General features: G+C 56.3%; 15 protein-coding genes and 1 tRNA gene. 5 read left to right on the top strand and 11 right to left on the bottom strand.

Features of this window, described 5'->3' with window-relative positions; genetic code table 11:
• Positions 1-260 precede the first annotated feature (260 nt).
• The 3 genes from AC2FJZ_RS08985 to AC2FJZ_RS08995 form a co-directional block, all read right to left on the bottom strand.
• Complete coding sequence (locus AC2FJZ_RS08985; RefSeq protein ID WP_496777106.1) at positions 261-1,220, bottom strand: trypsin-like peptidase domain-containing protein; 960 nt, start codon at positions 1,218-1,220, stop codon at positions 261-263.
• Positions 1,115-3,301 carry an excinuclease ABC subunit UvrB gene (uvrB, locus tag AC2FJZ_RS08990; protein WP_496777108.1) on the bottom strand — a complete coding sequence of 729 codons (2,187 nt, stop codon included), beginning with the start codon at positions 3,299-3,301 and terminating at the stop codon, positions 1,115-1,117. Before uvrB ends, AC2FJZ_RS08985 begins: the two co-directional genes overlap by 106 nt.
• Positions 3,302-3,382: 81 nt before the next feature.
• Positions 3,383-3,862, bottom strand: coding sequence for an SRPBCC family protein (locus tag AC2FJZ_RS08995; RefSeq protein WP_496777109.1), 480 nt, complete (start codon positions 3,860-3,862; stop codon positions 3,383-3,385).
• A gap of 157 nt (positions 3,863-4,019) precedes the next feature.
• On the opposite strand from AC2FJZ_RS08995, the gene AC2FJZ_RS09000 reads away from it, so the two are divergent.
• The 4 genes from AC2FJZ_RS09000 (at position 4,020) to AC2FJZ_RS09015 (ending at position 5,572) form a co-directional block, all read left to right on the top strand.
• Positions 4,020-4,331, top strand: a complete 312-nt coding sequence (locus AC2FJZ_RS09000) for an ETC complex I subunit (protein WP_496777111.1) — start codon at positions 4,020-4,022, stop codon at positions 4,329-4,331.
• Entirely contained in the window at positions 4,332-4,808 is a 477-nt protein-coding gene (locus AC2FJZ_RS09005) for a GNAT family N-acetyltransferase (protein ID WP_496777113.1), read from the top strand.
• Between the two features lie 21 nt (positions 4,809-4,829).
• Positions 4,830-4,906 (top strand) — tRNA-Arg (locus AC2FJZ_RS09010).
• A gap of 306 nt (positions 4,907-5,212) precedes the next feature.
• Positions 5,213-5,572 carry a hypothetical protein gene (locus AC2FJZ_RS09015; protein WP_496777114.1) on the top strand — a complete coding sequence of 120 codons (360 nt, stop codon included), beginning with the start codon at positions 5,213-5,215 and terminating at the stop codon, positions 5,570-5,572.
• Between the two features lie 22 nt (positions 5,573-5,594).
• Here the strand turns inward: AC2FJZ_RS09015 and AC2FJZ_RS09020 are convergent, their stop codons facing one another.
• From AC2FJZ_RS09020 to AC2FJZ_RS09030, 3 genes are all read right to left on the bottom strand, one after another.
• Positions 5,595-5,789 carry a hypothetical protein gene (locus tag AC2FJZ_RS09020; RefSeq protein WP_496777116.1) on the bottom strand — a complete coding sequence of 65 codons (195 nt, stop codon included), beginning with the start codon at positions 5,787-5,789 and terminating at the stop codon, positions 5,595-5,597.
• A gap of 218 nt (positions 5,790-6,007) precedes the next feature.
• Complete coding sequence (locus AC2FJZ_RS09025) at positions 6,008-6,229, bottom strand: hypothetical protein (protein WP_496777118.1); 222 nt, start codon at positions 6,227-6,229, stop codon at positions 6,008-6,010.
• A gap of 497 nt (positions 6,230-6,726) precedes the next feature.
• Positions 6,727-7,113: a hypothetical protein gene (locus AC2FJZ_RS09030; RefSeq protein ID WP_496777120.1), complete on the bottom strand. Its 387-nt coding sequence runs from the start codon at positions 7,111-7,113 to the stop codon at positions 6,727-6,729.
• Between the two features lie 366 nt (positions 7,114-7,479).
• Here AC2FJZ_RS09030 and AC2FJZ_RS09035 point away from each other — a divergent pair, with 366 nt between their 5' ends.
• Positions 7,480-10,218 (top strand): cation-translocating P-type ATPase, encoded by a 2,739-nt coding sequence (locus AC2FJZ_RS09035; protein ID WP_496777121.1) that lies wholly within the window; start codon positions 7,480-7,482, stop codon positions 10,216-10,218.
• 245 nt (positions 10,219-10,463) lie between these two features.
• Here AC2FJZ_RS09035 and arcC read toward each other — a convergent pair whose 3' ends face one another.
• Genes arcC through AC2FJZ_RS09060 form a run of 5 tightly spaced genes read right to left on the bottom strand, consistent with a single transcriptional unit; the run spans position 10,464 to position 16,560 of the window.
• Complete coding sequence (arcC, locus tag AC2FJZ_RS09040; RefSeq protein WP_496668716.1) at positions 10,464-11,402, bottom strand: carbamate kinase; 939 nt, start codon at positions 11,400-11,402, stop codon at positions 10,464-10,466.
• Between the two features lie 3 nt (positions 11,403-11,405).
• Positions 11,406-12,404: an ornithine carbamoyltransferase gene (gene argF, locus AC2FJZ_RS09045; protein WP_496668718.1), complete on the bottom strand. Its 999-nt coding sequence runs from the start codon at positions 12,402-12,404 to the stop codon at positions 11,406-11,408.
• 56 nt (positions 12,405-12,460) lie between these two features.
• The gene (locus tag AC2FJZ_RS09050) at positions 12,461-13,687 is read right to left on the bottom strand and encodes an arginine deiminase (protein ID WP_496668720.1); all 1,227 of its coding nucleotides are present in this window, start codon (positions 13,685-13,687) and stop codon (positions 12,461-12,463) included.
• Positions 13,684-15,063, bottom strand: a complete 1,380-nt coding sequence (locus AC2FJZ_RS09055) for an amino acid permease (protein WP_496668722.1) — start codon at positions 15,061-15,063, stop codon at positions 13,684-13,686. The genes AC2FJZ_RS09050 and AC2FJZ_RS09055 overlap by 4 nt, the downstream gene beginning before the upstream one ends.
• A gap of 9 nt (positions 15,064-15,072) precedes the next feature.
• On the bottom strand, positions 15,073-16,560 hold the full coding sequence (locus AC2FJZ_RS09060) for a YfcC family protein (RefSeq protein WP_496668724.1): 1,488 nt from the start codon (positions 16,558-16,560) through the stop codon (positions 15,073-15,075).
• Positions 16,561-16,775 lie beyond the last annotated feature (215 nt).

A 16,775-nucleotide genomic window follows, 5' to 3' on the forward strand; every position in this document is an offset into this window, starting at 1 on the left:
GCCCATCTCCTTACAAAAGAAACTGCGCCAGATCTTTGGTTAGCACCATACGGGTGCCGCGCACTCAGTGATGGGCGCTTTGGACCTCCTGCGAGCTTGGCAGGGTGTTTGGGTTCGACATGGCAGCCGTTTGGAATCACAATCCGTGATTTCAAACGTGGAGGAGAGAGCGCTGGGCTGCAAGTTTGAAGTGTGGGGGGTGTTGAGTATCGCATAGCTTGGCAATGTGAGATGGATGAATCTATCAATCCTAAGCCTGCCTATTCAATAACAAGTGGGCCATTAATTATTGGATGATTACCTTGAACTCCGTCCTGAAGAATCTCTTCCAAAATTTCAGCCTTCCAGACGATTCCAAGCTGGAAACCAACACCTTCTTCCGAGGTTCTCCCAGAGTAAATTCCGACAAAGTTTTGCCAAGAGCCGATCTTTAGATCAGCTGACGTGTTTTGGTCACCACCATGACCCAACACTCCATGACCTTGCCCAAGAACAGGAGACCCCGACAGACCTGGGTTGCCGAGGGTGTCTATCCAAAAATTGGGGTGTTCGTCTGCGGCATGACCGGGTTCACTCGCAACTGAGCCCCGTTTCCAGATTGGCGTCATAAGCGGCCCCGATAATCCTTCTGGAAAACCTACTACGAAACAATCAGTTCCAATTGCAGGTTGCCACTCAGCCTCAAAGCTAATTTCATTCAAACAGTAAGGCTTACCATCTCCCAAATTTTCCTGACTAAAGGGAAGGATCACAACATCCACAAGATTCCGAGACACATGTTCCCGCCAGGTTGCCTTACCCTCTTCAACGAAAAGGTTGTAATCCCTTTCTCTCGCTACGATTTTGTCCTTTCCTTCATGCTGCTCTACGCAAACAAAGAAACGCACACGTATTGTTGTGGGGCAAAACGAACCATTGGGCTCCAAAGTCTGAGGATTCAGGCCAGTGACGTTATGCCAATTGGTAACAAGGTAAATCGCATCCTCAAACTTCCAAAAGAAACCAGTCATTACTGAAGTATTTGGATGAATGGAGCCATCCTCATATTTGCGGTATGCACGAATGTGGACCACTGCCCTTGATACGCCCGAAATTAACCGCGCCACTAATAACCTTACCGCTTCCTTCTCTTCACATTCCCACCCCGCTGCCCCGGTCGTCCAGCCGTTGAGCGTCCGCGTGACTTCACCGCGTCTTCTGAGGCTTTCTCGACCGCCCATTGGCGCGCCATAGGGTCGTCGGCGACGGCCAGATCGACCGCTTCCAGACGTTTTATCTCGTCCCTAATATTTGCAGCCTCTTCGAATTCCAGGTTCTCGGCGGCTTTGCGCATCTTGTCGCGCAGCCCGTCCAGATGGGCTTCGAGGTTGGCACCGTGCATCGGTTTGTCGATGGTGGCGGTAACGCGGTTCATGTCGACGTCGCCCTGATAGAGACCGGCCAGAACGTCCTCGACATTCTTTTTCACCGTCGCAGGCGTGATGCCGTGTTCCTCGTTATAGGCGACCTGCTTGGCGCGACGGCGGTTGGTTTCATTCAGTGCGCGCTCCATGCTGCCGGTGATCTTGTCGGCATACATGATCACCCGGCCATCGGCGTTCCGCGCGGCGCGGCCGATGGTTTGCACCAGAGAGGTTTCCGATCGCAGGAAGCCTTCCTTGTCGGCGTCCAGAATGGCGACCAGCCCGCATTCGGGAATGTCGAGGCCTTCGCGCAGCAGGTTGATGCCGATCAGCACGTCGAAGGCCCCCAATCGCAGGTCGCGCAGAATCTCGATGCGTTCCAGTGTGTCGATGTCCGAGTGCATATAGCGGACTTTGATGCCCTGTTCGTGCAGGTATTCGGTCAGGTCCTCGGCCATGCGTTTGGTCAGCGTGGTGACCAGCGTGCGGTATCCATCGGCAGCGACTTTGCGCACCTCGTCCAGCAGGTCGTCGACCTGCATGCTGACAGGGCGGATTTCAACCTCGGGGTCCAGCAGGCCGGTGGGGCGGATCACCTGTTCGGTGAAAACGCCGCCGGTTTGCTCGATTTCCCACTTCGCCGGGGTTGCCGAGACGAAGACGGATTGCGGGCGCATGGCGTCCCATTCCTCGAATTTGAGGGGGCGGTTGTCCATGCAGGAGGGCAGGCGGAACCCGTGTTCGGCCAGCGTGAACTTGCGCCGATAGTCACCCCGGTACATGCCACCGATCTGTGGCACGCTGACGTGGGATTCGTCGGCAAAGACAATGGCGTTGTCAGGGATGAATTCGAACAAGGTGGGGGGCGGTTCACCGGGTGCACGACCGGTCAGATAGCGCGAATAGTTCTCGATCCCGTTGCAGACGCCGGTGGCCTCGAGCATTTCCAGATCGAAATTGGTGCGCTGTTCCAGACGCTGGGCCTCCAGCAATTTGCCTTCGCCCACCAACTGGTCGAGGCGCATCCGCAGTTCCTTTTTGATGCCGATAATCGCCTGCTGCATCGTGGGCTTTGGTGTCACGTAGTGCGAGTTTGCATAAACGCGCACCTGTTCCATCGTGGCCGCGCGTTCACCGGTCAGGGGGTCGAATTCGGTGATGGCCTCCAGTTCCTCGCCAAAGAACGACAGCTTCCAGGCGCGGTCCTCAAGGTGGGCGGGCCAGATTTCCAGTGAATCGCCGCGCACCCGGAACGATCCGCGCTGAAACGCCTGATCGTTTCGGCGGTATTGCTGGGCGACCAGATCAGCCATCACCTGCCGCTGGTCGTACTCATTCCCGACCTTCAGGTCCTGCGTCATCGCCCCATAGGTTTCGACCGAGCCGATACCGTAAATGCACGACACTGATGCCACGATGATCACATCGTCCCGTTCCAGCAGAGACCGCGTGGCCGAGTGGCGCATGCGGTCGATCTGTTCGTTGATCTGCGATTCTTTTTCTATGTACGTGTCGGACCGCGCGACATAGGCCTCGGGCTGGTAGTAGTCGTAGTAAGAGACGAAATACTCGACAGAATTCTCGGGGAAGAAACCTTTGAATTCGCCGTATAGCTGCGCCGCAAGGGTCTTGTTGGGCGCAAGGATGATCGCCGGGCGCTGGGTTTCCTCGATCACCTTGGCCATCGTAAAGGTCTTGCCCGTTCCGGTCGCACCCAACAAAACCTGCTCACGTTCGCCGTCCAACACGCCGCTGGTCAATTCTTTGATCGCTGTCGGCTGGTCACCAGCGGGGGCAAACTCTGTATGCATGACAAACTGCTTGCCGCCTTCCAGTTTCAGGCGTGCGCGCACATCTTCGGTTGTCATTTGGGTCTTGTCGGAATGGGCGTATGGCATGGGCAGGCTCCGGGTCAGACCCCTACATTTGTTCTTATTTTGTCCAACTGCAAGGGCTGATCCGGTACGAAATCCTCAGATTCAATAATAGGCGGGCTGTGCTTCCGGAATGATATCCGAACTCACCTTGTCGGCTAGCGCCTTCAGGTTGCCGTCGAGAACCCTGGACATCATCATTTTCATTAGGCTTTGCCCCATAAGCCAGCCGAGAGGGCCATATTTCACAGTATAATCCATGCTCCAGATCACTCGGGTTCGAGTCTGTGCCAGTGGTTCGATGGCAATAGCGGCGTGCGCTTCGATCAAGGGCATCGCCGACATCTCGGACAAGCGCACATTGTAACCTCGGTTGGGGTCCCATTTGGTCACTTCTTCAACCAAAGAAGTTCCGTTCTCAAAATAACAGCGCCGCCTTGATCCAATGCCAGTGGCACCATAGGTCAGGACCTCCACTTGCGCGATCTGCGGCGCAATCTCGTCAATCTGTATAAACCGGCTGAGTATCGCCCAGATTCTCTCAGGGTTCGCGTCGATTTCGAGGCTGCGCTCATGGTGGATCATCTGTCTATTCCTTCGGCTGATCTTTGAGCGATCATAGGTGGACCTAATGTCAGTTTCTGACATCAGCTCGCTGGAACCTGCCGCGACAATTGCAATCTTGCCCCCGGGCGCGCTCTGACGCATAAACAGCTCAGCCAAGTGAGTACGGAGAGGCGACATGCGCGCACGGATTTACCAGCCTTCGCGAAACGCGATGACCTCGGGGATGGCCAAAACCCGCAAATGGGTTCTGGAATATGCCCCGTCCTCGGCGCGTGAGGTTGACCCGCTGATGGGCTGGACCTCTTCCAATGACACGCAAACTCAGATTCGCCTGAAATTCGACACCAAGAAAGAGGCGATAGATTACGCCAAGGACAATGGTATCGACGCTCAGGTCAGTGAGCCGCACAAGCGCAAACCCAACTTGCGCACGCGAGGCTATGGCGAGAATTTCGCCACGGACCGGCGCGGCCCCTGGACTCACTGAATGATCGAAATCCGCGAGGCTGATCCGACCTCGGATGCTTTGCTCCCGCTTGTCGAGGCGCATTTTGCCCATAGCGAATCGGCGGGGCCTGTGGATAGCAACCACACCATGAACGCCGAGGCGTTGGCCGGATCGGGGATTCGATTCTGGGCGATCTACGATGAGGCGCAGCCATTGGGGTGTGGAGCCTTGAAAGCTCTGCCCGATGGCACGGCCGAGGTGAAATCGGTACATATCCTCGAACAAGCGCGGGGGCGCGGTCTGGCGCGTGTAATGATGAAACACCTTGCTGAATTAGCGCGCGCCGAAGGTCTTGACGCATTGGTTCTTGAAACCGGAGCAGAGCATCTTGCGGAATACGATGCGGCCCGCAAGCTCTACGAGGCGTTGGGTTATTCCTATTGCGGACCGATCCATGGGTATAGTGATGATCCGAACAGCGCATTCATGCGCTTGGCTCTTGAACCCGGCCCGTAAAAACCGCAAGTAGGGCTCAGCGGTCCCTTAGCTCAACTGGATAGAGCAGCTGACTTCTAATCAGCAGGTTGAGGGTTCGAGTCCTTCAGGGATCGCCATTAAGCCACTGAAGCAAAAATATTAATTTTTGTTTCGTGAAACAACTATTGGGCGTGCTGGTCGTTGTGTCCCGCGCGTGTCCCGGTGAGGTACAAGGCTTTGGAATCAGGTTGGCTGCAGATATTAAAGGCCAGTTGGGGGCAGTTGCTGTCGCTAAGTTTCGCCCTCGGAGTCTTTTGGTACCTTTTCCAGATTGAGCTTTTGCCACCTAGCGATTCTCCGTGGGTTGTCTATGGATTGCCTTTGGCTGTTTTGATCACTGGTGGGCTTGGCTTGCCCCTTTCATTGAATGGCTGGCGGGACTCGTGAAATCCGGCGTCGAAGAATGGTTGAAGAAAAGAAGGCGGGCGGAGGCGATTGCGAACCACACGCAAGAATTCGTCGACTACATCCCATTTATGAACGACGACGAGCGCGCGATCTTCGGTTACCTACTGGAACATCAACAAAAGACGTTCACAGCCGAGATGAATTGCTGTACCGGGGCAGCGCTGCTTAAACGCGGTTTCATAAAGTCTCAGGCAATCGTAGGGATGTCCTATGACATGGCTGGTTTTCCCTTTTTGGTCCCCGACCATATCTGTAAAAAACTGGAAGAATACCGCGACGCGTTCCCGCAGAAGCATACCGGCGGAAGCCTGCCATGGTTTAAGGGCGTATGGTAATCGTCCTGCGAGTACCTGCGTATTAGGAATGTCCGACTGGGCCTTTTAGCTCCGGTTCTACCGGTAACGCGTGATCCGGCGGAATGACTCCATGATGCTCCAGCCACTCAAGGATAGTGCCCCATTGCGTTTGGATCGACGGCGCGTCGCGGTATTCGAGCAGCGTCTCAAGGCGACAGCGTAGGCCGTAGGGGATCGTTCGGGGCCATTTGTTCATGACCAAGTGTTCTACTCTTGTTCTCGTTTGGTCAACGTCAATCGACAAAAGCGACCTCACATTGTTGGACAGTTTTCGACAAATCTTATGAAAATTCCGTTCGGGTTTGTGGGGAGCGGTTCGCCCAATGATACTTGAGCTTGAGCAAAAATGCCTCTTGCATAACTCCGCTTAGTAGTTGGATTGATCAGTGGTGCGCGCGAGCTGCGCAGCGCCGATCAAGCGCGCGGAGGTCGGTCTATGCGGAACTGGCGGGTGGGGCCGTCGGCAGAGGTCAGCTTTCGCCACGCCTCGCCGGTGAGCAATTCAGGAGCGGTGCCAGAGCCACTGGCGAGAAACGCCTGATTGTGATCGTGATCAGCTACATCGTGACTATGGCCGTGCATCGCCCAAAAGAGGTCTTCTTCGAACCCATGCGAATGGCCATGATCCTCGACCATTTCAAGATGATCTTGAATCGTCTCAAAAACCGCTGGTGCGTGCGAGAATGATGACGTTACTGACCAAACAACCAGAGACAGACAGAGGAGGGCTACGCCAACTCTCAAAATGTACTCGTAAGCTTGTTTCATTGCAACTGTCTGCCAGATGCCTGCAGCCTTTAGGCGGCTGCCACGATTTTGTTCACGTCTACCTTAGTGAGCGCCACGCGGTCAATTCCGGACAACAGACCATCGGATAGATTGGGTTGTTTTGGACCTGTCGCGGCACCCGAAGCGACAGCTCTGCATAGCTGCCCTTCGTTCATTTTGCAGCATCGGTCAAATTGGGCTCGAAACAGCCATTCGCTACAGCTTGCATGAATGTCCGCTCTGCGGGACTTTTCTGCTGTTCGCTGGGCTTTCGCCAAGGTCTGCTTTTCCAATCGCGGAAGCGGATGCCCGTTGGTCAGGGTACAACAGTTCGATTAATAGCCGCTCAGGCGTGCCATGAACTCTTAGCCTGAGGGTACCAGCTGGCCCACAATAGCCGCGTAATCCTGTATTGGAAAAACAAATTTGTCGGCAACAAAAGGCTGGTCGTATTCATGAAGAAGCCTCATTTCGGGATTGAAAAGTAAGAACCGAATGGCGTTCTCCCCCACCCAAGAGATGTCGAGCTGATCAACCAGCGACGTAGGGCTATCTTTCGGTAACTGTGTTGGGTCAGAGTAGGGTGTGTTTATGCACACAAACCCGACATCATCCCGGAAAGCGGCCGCCAACGGCATGGGTATATCCTTCTCACGGAAGTTTTGAAGCTCTGCCCAGTTCCAGGGAAGGCTTTGTCTTTGAACCGTGATCCAAACTCCAATGAGGACGAGCGCGATGACAAGCGCAAGCATGATGGTTTTGAAGGCGGCTGACCTTAGCATGATCGTAGTTTAGCGGTGGTGGGTAAAGCCAACACCAAAAAAAGGGCTGGACGGCTGACGGGACATTGCTGCCCTTGACAGGAAGCGCCCGAATGTCAGCTAACTGAGGTCTCTTTAGGCTGGGCGTATTCCATTCAATGGCCGATATCTGCTTTTCTAACCTTTCTCGATTTTGCAGATGACAAAGCTCCGTCGCTGCTGGTATCTGGGAAAAAGGCGTGCGCATCACAAATTGGAGAACCGTCAATGAACTGCGCAGCCTGGCTCATTGGCTGAGAATGGGCACTGGCACCCCAAGACTTATCCGGTCACGCAATTGCTCATTCGGAGTTGAGAATGTCAGGTTTCGCGCAGACAACCCCATCGGTACTTGGTAACGGGAACACACCTTGGGTGTTGGACGGTAGAGCGGTCGCCGAAAACCTCGGCGTGAACCCTGAGACGGGATTGAATCCGGACGAGGTGGCCAAGCGGCTTTCAACACACGGTCCAAACCGCTTAGAAGAGACTGCAACAGTGCCGCCCTGGAAGATGCTCCTGTGGCAATTCGCAAGCCCGCTGCTGATCATCCTGATAGCAGGTGCTCTTGTCTCGGCCTATTCGGGGCATTGGGTTGATGCGATTGCGATATTCGCGATCGCCATCTTCAACGCCTTCATCTCCTTCTGGCAGGAATACAAGGCCGAGCAGTCTTTGGCAGCCCTGCGGGAGATGTCTGCACCGCAGGCCTTCGTGCGCCGCGGCGGCGAGATCGTCGAGGTACCCGCGGCGGATCTCGTGCCGGGCGATATTCTGCGAGTAAAAGCCGGTGACATTCTGGCCGCCGATATTCGCTTTATCACCGCCAGCCGGATGCAGGTCGACGAGGCCGCGTTAACGGGAGAATCCGAACCGGTCGACAAACATGTCGATCCGATCGAGGACGAAGACGTCGTTCTGGCCGATCGTCTGAATATGGGCTTCATGAGCACGCAGGTCACTGGCGGCGCTGGTGAAGGCATTGTCGTGGGCACCGGAATGAAGACCGAGGTCGGTCACATCGCTGCCCTCATGTCCTCGGCGACAGAGCCAAAGACCCCGCTGCAACTCAAGATCGAGGGCCTTTCCAAGGTGCTGATCATGGCGGCCCTGATCGTGGTCGCCATCGTGATCGGCATTGGCGTGGTCAATGGAATGGATGCGGCCGAGATGCTGAACACGGCAATCTCGCTGTCGGTCGCGGCGATCCCGGAGGGCCTGCCGACAGTGGTCACCATCGTTCTGACGCTCGGATCGCAAAACATGGCTGCTAGCAACGCCTTGGCGCGACGGCTTTCCTCTGTAGAAACGCTCGGCGCGACCTCTGTGATCTGTTCGGACAAGACCGGCACGCTCACGCAGAACCAAATGCAGGTGATGCAATGCTGGGCCGGTGGTAAGGACTGGGAAGTGACCGGCGAGGGGTTCGATCCGCATGGCGAGTTCCGTTCCGAAGACGGCAGCGTGGCCGAGATCGAGACCGAAACGGATCTTCGGCAGATGCTGTCCGTCTCCGCCTATTGCAACGATGCGCGTATGGTCGAGGCTGACGGGCGCCCGGCGATCCAGGGCAACCCGACTGAGGGCGCTCTGGTCGTGGCCGCGGCCAAGGTCGGGATTTCCCGCGAGAAGTTGACAGAAGCGCGGGTCGAGGCGCTTCAGCAATTCCCCTTCGATTCAACGCGCAAGATGATGTCTGTCTTCGCTCGATTGCCGGATGGGCGCACTGTGCTCGGCGCCAAGGGGGCGCCGGATGTGATCCTGTCAAGGGCGAGCCATGTCCGCATGGCCGGGGAAACGCTTGAGATCTCCCCGGCCTTGCGGGAAGAGATCGAGGCGGTGATCGACAGTTTCGGCGAGAAGGCGCTCCGGACCCTCGCCGTGGCTTATCGGGAGGTGGCAGAAGAGGATCTGGACCATGCCGATCCCGAGCAGCGGATCGTACTGCTTGGCATTCACGGCATCATGGACCCGCCGCGCAGCGAAGTACCCATCGCCGTTTCGGAGGCAACCGGGGCCGGCATCCGAACGGTGATGATCACCGGCGACCACGCCGTGACCGCCCAAGCGATTGCGGAACAGATCGGCATTCGCTCCAGCGACGCGCAGACGGTTCATACCGGGGTCGAGCTCGACCAGATGAGCGATCAGGATCTGAAAGAGATGGTGCAGCACGCGGCCGTCTTTGCCCGGGTGACGCCGGAGCACAAGCTGCGCATCGTCAATGCCATGCAGGAGAATGGCGAGGTGGCGGCAATGACTGGGGATGGCGTCAACGACGCGCCCGCTCTGCGAGCGGCGGATATTGGTGTCGCCATGGGCATCACCGGCACGCAGGTCGCCAAGGACAGCGCTGCCCTCGTGCTGCTCGATGACAATTTCTCCACCATCGTGACGGCAGTCCGCGAAGGCCGGCGCATCTTCGACAATCTGCTGAAATTCATTCGGCAGGCGCTCACCGCCAACGTGGCCGAGGTCTCAACGATCCTGTTCGCCTTCCTTCTGATGGGGGCAGACCCGCTCCTGCCGATCACACCGTTGATGATCCTCTGGGTGAATCTTGTATCGGATGGGCTACCGGCTCTGACACTCGGCTTCGAGAAAGCGGAACCCGACCTGATGCAGCGCCCACCGCGCCCGCGCGACGATAATCTGTTCGGTGGCGGAATGAAGGAGCGGATCCTGATCCGGGGAACGCTGCTCGGCCTGCTGACCTTTTATGTCTTCCAGGAGTTTCACGAACGAGGCGCCTCCTTGGAACACGCCCAAACAGCAGCGTTCATGACACTGATCTTTGCCCAGATCTGGCATATTTTCGACGCCCGAACGACCTCCACGCTCTACCGAAAGTCGCCGCTCGGCAACCGCATCTTGCTTGGAGCGGTGAGCATTTCCATATTGCTGTCCCTTCTCGCCATTTATACTGGCGCCGGACATTTCGTGCTTGGAACAGTTTCCCTGCCTCTGTCGCATTTGCTCGGAGTGTTCTTTATCGCCGCACTGCCCACGCTTCTGTTGTCTGCGCTGAAGGAAATGTTCGGACTGAAATGGCTCTGACGCTACCTTTGCTTAGAACGGCACTGAAGGTGCTAGAATGGACATCCTGAAGCACCCATTCGGTGTCAACTTCTTGGCAGAGGGTCTGCATCGTGCCTGGCCAGCATTCCGCCCACAAGAAATTAGAGGAAGTTAAATTTTAGGGCCTGATAACCCATACGCACGATCTAGTGACGCGCAGCGTGCAGCGTCGTCCCGCGCGTCCCTTAGAGAGCATCATAATGAACAAGGCCTATTCTTCGGGCCTAATGAAACTGTGTTTCCCCCGCCTCCAGCGATACGGTCGTACCTTTTTCGCCAAGAACGGCGGCGGGAACATCTGCGAGCGCGCAAATAATGGCCCGACCACCCGAGGATCGCACAAAGTCCTGGGCGGCCTGCACCTTGGGACCCATTGATCCAGCGGGGAAGTCGTATTCATCCAACGCGTCGGGGGTGATCGACCGAATGCCTTTTTGGTCAGGCGTTCCCCAGTTCAGGAACACGGCTTCTGCATCTGTAGCGATGACAAAGAAATCTGCGCCAAGGTTCTGCGCCAGAAGGCACGAGGCGAAATCCTTGTCGATGACGGCTTCGACCCCGACCAGTTTCCGTTCTGCGCCTGCCTCGTACATTGTCGGGATGCCACCTCCGCCAGCGGCGATCACGGTCGCGCCCTTTTCTAGGATCCAACGGATCGGTTCGACTTGAAAGATACGTTTCGGGCGGGGCGAGGGCACCACGCGCCGCCAGTACTCGCCATCCGGTTTCACCGTCCAGCCCTTTTCAGCCGCTTCTTTCTTGGCGTCCGCTTCGGAATAAACCTGCCCGATGAACTTGGTGGGGTTGTCCAAGGCCGGGTCGCTCGGATCGACCTCGATCATGGTCAACAGGGTGGCGATGTGATGCTCGAAGGGCAGGATGTTCCCAAGCTCCTGCTCGATCATGTAGCCGATCATGCCCATCGTTTCGCCGACCAAAACGTCCAGCGGGTACTCCTCGACATCCGTATACATGATCTCTTGCAGAGCCAGCATCCCGACCTGCGGACCATTGCCATGAGTGATGACGGTTTCGTGCGCTTCGCAGAGCGGGGCGAGGGCTTCGGCGGCAATCTTCGCGTTCTTGCGCTGATTGTCCGCTGTCATCGCCTCACCCCGTTTGAGAAGCGCGTTGCCGCCAAGTGCTACAACAACGCGTCCCATGGTTTAGGCTCCCAATGTCGCGACGAGGATCGCTTTGATCGTGTGCATCCGGTTTTCGGCTTGCTCGAACGCGATATTCATATCACTTTCGAAAACCTCCTCGGTCACTTCCATCTCGGTGATGCCGAACTGTTCGTGAATGTCCTGACCGACCTTGGTTTCCAGATTGTGGAAGGCGGGCAGGCAATGCATGAATTTGACGGCTGGATTGCCGGTTTTCTTCATCAGATCCATGTTGACCTGATAAGGGCTCAGCAGCTTGATCCGCTCGGCCCAGACTTCTTTAGGCTCACCCATCGACACCCAGACATCGGTATGAATGAAGTCCGCGCCCTCTACGGCCGAGGTATCGTCGGTGATGGTCACACGTGCGCCGGTCTTTTCAGCCCGCTCCATCGCCAATTCGCGCACATCGTCATGGGGCTGGGTTTCTTTCGGAGAAATCATCCGGACGTCGCAGCCCATGATCGCGCCCAACATCAGCAGCGAGTTGCCCATGTTCGACCGACAGTCGCCCGAATAGGCATAGACAATGTCCTTGCGGGGCTTGTCAGCGTGCTCGATCATGGTCTGCATATCAGCAAGCATCTGGGTCGGATGCCAGTCGTCGGTCAGGCCGTTATAGACCGGAACACCGGCATATTCTGACAGCGTTTCAACCATGTCCTGACCAGCACCGCGGAATTCAATCCCGTCGAACATGCGGCCCAAAACGCGCGCCGTGTCTTTCATCGACTCCTTGTGCCCGATCTGCGAGCCCGATGGATCGAGATAAGTGATATTCGCGCCCTGATCGTATGCTGCCACTTCAAATGCACAGCGGGTACGTGTCGAGGTTTTTTCGAAAATCAGGCAAATGTTCTTGCCCTTCAAGGATTGCTGCTCGGCCCGGGCGTATTTCGCGCGCTTTAGGTCGCGCGCCAGATCCAGCAGGTGCAGCATTTCACGCTGGCTGAAATCGGCAATTTTCAGATAGCTACGGCCTTTGAGATTGAATGCCATTTTTTCTCTCCCTAACAAAAAATCAGCGGGCGCAGGGGGCTGCACCCATGGTAAATTCAATAGGCGGGGTCGCGGTCGATCGGGCAGGTCATGCAGTGGCCACCGCCGCGACCACGCCCCAGTTCCTGACCCGAGATTTCGATCACCTCGACGCCGGCTGCGCGCATCTTGCCATTCGTAAACGTGTTGCGCGCATAGCCGACGACCACACCGGGCGAGAGGGCCACGACGTTATTGCCGTCATCCCACTGTTCGCGCTCGGCCTGGAACTCGTTGCCACCGGTCGAGATGACCTCCAGCGAGTTCAGCCCCAGGGCTTCTTTGTAGACGTCGAAAAGGTGCCCTTTTTCCACGTGGATATCCAAGTCCCCGTGGTCACCCGGGCGGATCGAGATACAGGTGATCTGGTCCGCGACTTCCGAGAATGCAGTGACCTTGTCGTGGTCAAGACAAGTGAACACCGTATCCAGATGCATGGCCGCGCGGCTTTTTGGCATCGCACAGGCGACGACACGCTCGGCACCGCCTTTCCTGAACAATGCTTCAGCTACCTGTGCGACGGCCTGCCGGGTTGTGCGTTCGCCCATTCCAATGAAGACAGTGCCGTTTCCCACCGGTTGAACGTCGCCACCCTCGACCGAGGCGAGGCCGAAATCGTCGTCGCTATCGCCCCACCAGAACTCGAACTCAGCGTCCTTGAACATATTATGGTGGCGATACACCGTACGCATGATCAGGGTTTCCGGCTTACGAGCAGGCCAGAACATCGGGTTCGTCGTCACGCCATCGAAAATCCAGCAGGAGGGGTCGCGCTGGAACTGCGCATTGGGGATGGCGGGAAGAATGAAGTCGCCCAGAGAAACCAGATCACCGAACTGTTCGTCGATCATACCCTTGGGCAGGTCTGCAAAGATGATGCCGCCGAGCATATGGCGAGCAAGCAGCTTGGCATCCATCTCGTCCAACCAGGCACGCATTTCCGCGGAAAAGCCCAGGCCGACCATGTTGGGCGTGATCAGACGGTCCAGCAGGAAGGCGCGCGCTGCGGGGTCGTCCGCGATAGCTTGGGCCAGCAGATCCTGAATGTCATAGACCTCGACCCCGCGTTCACGCATCAGGGAACAGAATTCTGCGTGGTCCTTGCGGGCCTGTTCGACCCAAATCACATCATCGAACAAAAGCTCTTCGCAGTTTCGTGGTGTCAGACGATCATGCGCCAGTGAAGGACGCGAGACGATCACCTTGTTGAGCTTTCCGATCTCGGAATGAACCCCGAGCTTCATTGCAACTCTCCTTTCGAACTATCCGTTTTCTGAATGTCTTCAATTTCATTGGCCTGGCTCCAGCGGACCCAGACGTGGATGGGCACGCCCATAAGCAACAGGACGGAGCCAACCAAAACAGTTTCAGCGCCTGAGCCGATGAAGGCCCAGACCGAATAAATGAACCCAAGCGCGCCCAGCACGGCGACCTTCGCCAGTTCCGGGCCATGCAAGACCTGCCCGCCTTTCAGACGGATCAAAATCTCGGCCACAGAGCAGATGGCATAGGGCAACAAGCTGGCGACAACGGCGAGCAAAATGACAAAGTTGAATGCGGCGACCAGCCCTTGCGCATAGTTCATGATGATCAGAACCGAGGCTAGCGCGTTGGACAGGATTAACGCATTAGCAGGCGTTCCAAATTTGGATTTTTGGCCCAAGGCTGCAGGGAAGACGCGATCCAATGCGGCACCGTAAGGGACCTGGCCACTGAGCAGTGTAAAGCCATTCAAAGTGCCAAAGGTCGAAATCACCGCGCCCACCGCAACAAGGACGCCGCCAATGGAACCAAACATCACCTCACCGACGGCTGCCAGAGGCGCGGCGGAAACAGCGAGCAACTCGGCAGGAATGACGCCCATCGAAACGGCGGTTACTGAGATATAGACGCTTGCCGCGATAATCACGCCGATCACGGTGGCGCGTGGAATAGTCTTTTCCGGCTCTATAACATCGCCAGAGGGAACGGTCGCAGATTCAAGGCCCAGGTAGGCCCAAAGCGTCAGAGCTGCCGCGGCAGAAATCGCCGTAAACGCCGTGGTGCCACTTTGGTTTACCGGAACATAGTTCTCGGTGTTGATCCAGAATACACCCAATGTGCCAATCAATATCAGCGGCGCGAGTTTGAGCACGGTGGTCACGATCTGAACCAAACCAGCGCCTTCGACCCCTCGGATGTTAACCAAGGTGAGCGTCCAGATTGCAACCAACGCGGTCGAGAGGCCGTACATCGGCACTTCGATGATAATCGGGAACAGGAATCCCAGATATCCCACCAACGCGACTGCGACTGCGGCGTTCCCGGTCCAAAGTGCGATCCAATACCCCCATGCAATAATGAAGCCTGCAAAGTCGCCGAATGCTTCTTGCGAATAGGCATAGGGGCCACCGGGTTTCGAAACGACGCGTGACAGCCTTCCGAATATGATCGCAAGAACAAGCGCCCCTGCCGAAGTCAGAATCCACCCACCAATTGCAATTGGCCCAAACGGTGCAAGTGACGCTGGTAGAAGGAACACTCCCGACCCGATCATGTTTCCGACGACCAAAGCGATACAGGCCGTCAGCCCTAGGGCACCCGATGTCGAAGTCGTCTCTGGAGCGGAGCGATCGGTCATTGCGACGGCTCAGTTCGATGTTGTGTCTGAAGTCTCAGTTGCGGGCCCGTCGATCCCCGGATCAGTTATGGCCCCAACGGTAAGTGCGGCGCAGATGATCACGGCAAGAGTTACGAGCAGCGGGAAAACAAAACGTAGCCACCGGTCATAGGAGACACGGCCAATTGCTAGCCCACCCATGACGACGGCAAATGTCGGGTTGAACAGGTTCACCCATCCGTTTGCTGACTGGTACGCTGTAACCACAAGGTCACGACCGACGCCTGCAAAGTCTGCCAGTGGCGCCATGATCGGCATCGAAAGCGTGGCCAGCCCAGACGAGGACGGCACTAGGAATGACATCAAGATCTGAATGCCAAACATCGCGTTGATAAAGGCGAACTCGCTCAGCCCCGAGACATATCCCTCGGCTCCGGCGAGGATTGTGTCGGTGATTTTGCCCGCGTCCATAATCACGACCACGCCGCGCGCGACGCCAATGATCAGGGCCACGCCCAGCAAATCGCGCGCTCCATCGACGAAAGTTTCCACAAAAGTCCCTTCGTCCATTCTGGACCCTTCATCCGTTTTCCCGACCCACCAAACGATGATGGACATCACCATGAAGAGACCGGACATTTCCGCCATCCACCACCCCAGCGCGACAACACCATAGATCATAATGGCGAAGGTAATCCCGAAAAGAATCAGAATGATCGAACGCGTCTTGGTCATCTCGGGGAACGTATCATTGCCTTCCGAACCCTTTAGGAAATGCGCCCGGTTTTCCTCGGCCTGATCGGCCACCACGGACAATGACGGGTCGGCTTTCACGCGTGATGCGTATCGCATGACGAATGCGATGCCTGCAGCAAGACAAAGGACAAGGATAATGAACCTAAGAACGATCCCGTTCGTGAACGGAATACCCGCACCTTGCGAGGCAACAACTGTCGCAAATGCGTTGAAGGTTGAGCCCAAGGTCCCAATGCCTGCGCCAAGCATGATCACCGCGACCCCGGTCAAGGAGTCGTACCCTGCCCGAATAAAGACCGGAATAATCAGAGCGTAGAACGCGAGGGATTCTTCCGCCATGCCATAGCTTGTCCCGCCAAAGGCAAAGGCGATCATCAGGATTGGGATCATCAGGATTTCCCGCCCAGCCAACCTGTGCAGCAACCAACCGATACCGGCGTCGATAGCCCCTGTCTTGGTGACAACCATCAGGAAACCACCAATGACCAGAACAAACAAAGCGACATCAATTGCGGCGCTGGATGAACTTCCCAGAAGACCAGGGTCGTACATACCTGCAATCGGGGCAAGGATAACTGCCGTAAGTCCTTGAGGGTTCGGCTCGACTTCGTGGTAGGTGCCCGGGACAGGCGCTTCGCTGCCCAGAGCTTCGTTCATCTGACGGTCGTACTCACCGGCCGGAATAACCCATGTAAGGGCGGCCACGACGGCAATCAGTATGAACAGAATGGTAAAGGCGGTAGGAAATTTGAACTTGGACATATGAAACTCGCGCTGGGTGAAGCTGAGAAACTGGGCAGTCAAATATTTGAATATTTATGTCTCAACTTAGTACTAACGCGGCGACTTGTCACTTTCGTAAAACGTGAGGTTGTCGAACACATTGAACAATGTCTGCCATGGGCTTATTTTGTTGAAAAACTCGGGCTTGATCGGTTGGTAAGTTGCTGATTCAATTCTTCCTAAAGGGAGGGATC

The organism is Ruegeria sp. CDSA079 (genome assembly GCF_059612245.1).

Bases quoted from the DNA above. Each gene is read 5' to 3' on its own strand.
- AC2FJZ_RS08985 (WP_496777106.1), bottom strand. From the start codon at position 1,220: ATGGGCGGTCGAGAAAGCCTCAGAAGACGCGGTGAAGTCACGCGGACG.
- uvrB (WP_496777108.1), bottom strand. From the start codon at position 3,301: ATGCCATACGCCCATTCCGACAAGACCCAAATGACAACCGAAGATGTG.
- AC2FJZ_RS08995 (WP_496777109.1), bottom strand. From the start codon at position 3,862: ATGATCCACCATGAGCGCAGCCTCGAAATCGACGCGAACCCTGAGAGA.
- AC2FJZ_RS09000 (WP_496777111.1), top strand. From the start codon at position 4,020: ATGCGCGCACGGATTTACCAGCCTTCGCGAAACGCGATGACCTCGGGG.
- AC2FJZ_RS09005 (WP_496777113.1), top strand. From the start codon at position 4,332: ATGATCGAAATCCGCGAGGCTGATCCGACCTCGGATGCTTTGCTCCCG.
- AC2FJZ_RS09020 (WP_496777116.1), bottom strand. From the start codon at position 5,789: ATGAACAAATGGCCCCGAACGATCCCCTACGGCCTACGCTGTCGCCTT.
- AC2FJZ_RS09025 (WP_496777118.1), bottom strand. From the start codon at position 6,229: ATGGTCGAGGATCATGGCCATTCGCATGGGTTCGAAGAAGACCTCTTT.
- AC2FJZ_RS09030 (WP_496777120.1), bottom strand. From the start codon at position 7,113: ATGCTTGCGCTTGTCATCGCGCTCGTCCTCATTGGAGTTTGGATCACG.
- AC2FJZ_RS09035 (WP_496777121.1), top strand. From the start codon at position 7,480: ATGTCAGGTTTCGCGCAGACAACCCCATCGGTACTTGGTAACGGGAAC.
- arcC (WP_496668716.1), bottom strand. From the start codon at position 11,402: ATGGGACGCGTTGTTGTAGCACTTGGCGGCAACGCGCTTCTCAAACGG.
- argF (WP_496668718.1), bottom strand. From the start codon at position 12,404: ATGGCATTCAATCTCAAAGGCCGTAGCTATCTGAAAATTGCCGATTTC.
- AC2FJZ_RS09050 (WP_496668720.1), bottom strand. From the start codon at position 13,687: ATGAAGCTCGGGGTTCATTCCGAGATCGGAAAGCTCAACAAGGTGATC.
- AC2FJZ_RS09055 (WP_496668722.1), bottom strand. From the start codon at position 15,063: ATGACCGATCGCTCCGCTCCAGAGACGACTTCGACATCGGGTGCCCTA.
- AC2FJZ_RS09060 (WP_496668724.1), bottom strand. From the start codon at position 16,560: ATGTCCAAGTTCAAATTTCCTACCGCCTTTACCATTCTGTTCATACTG.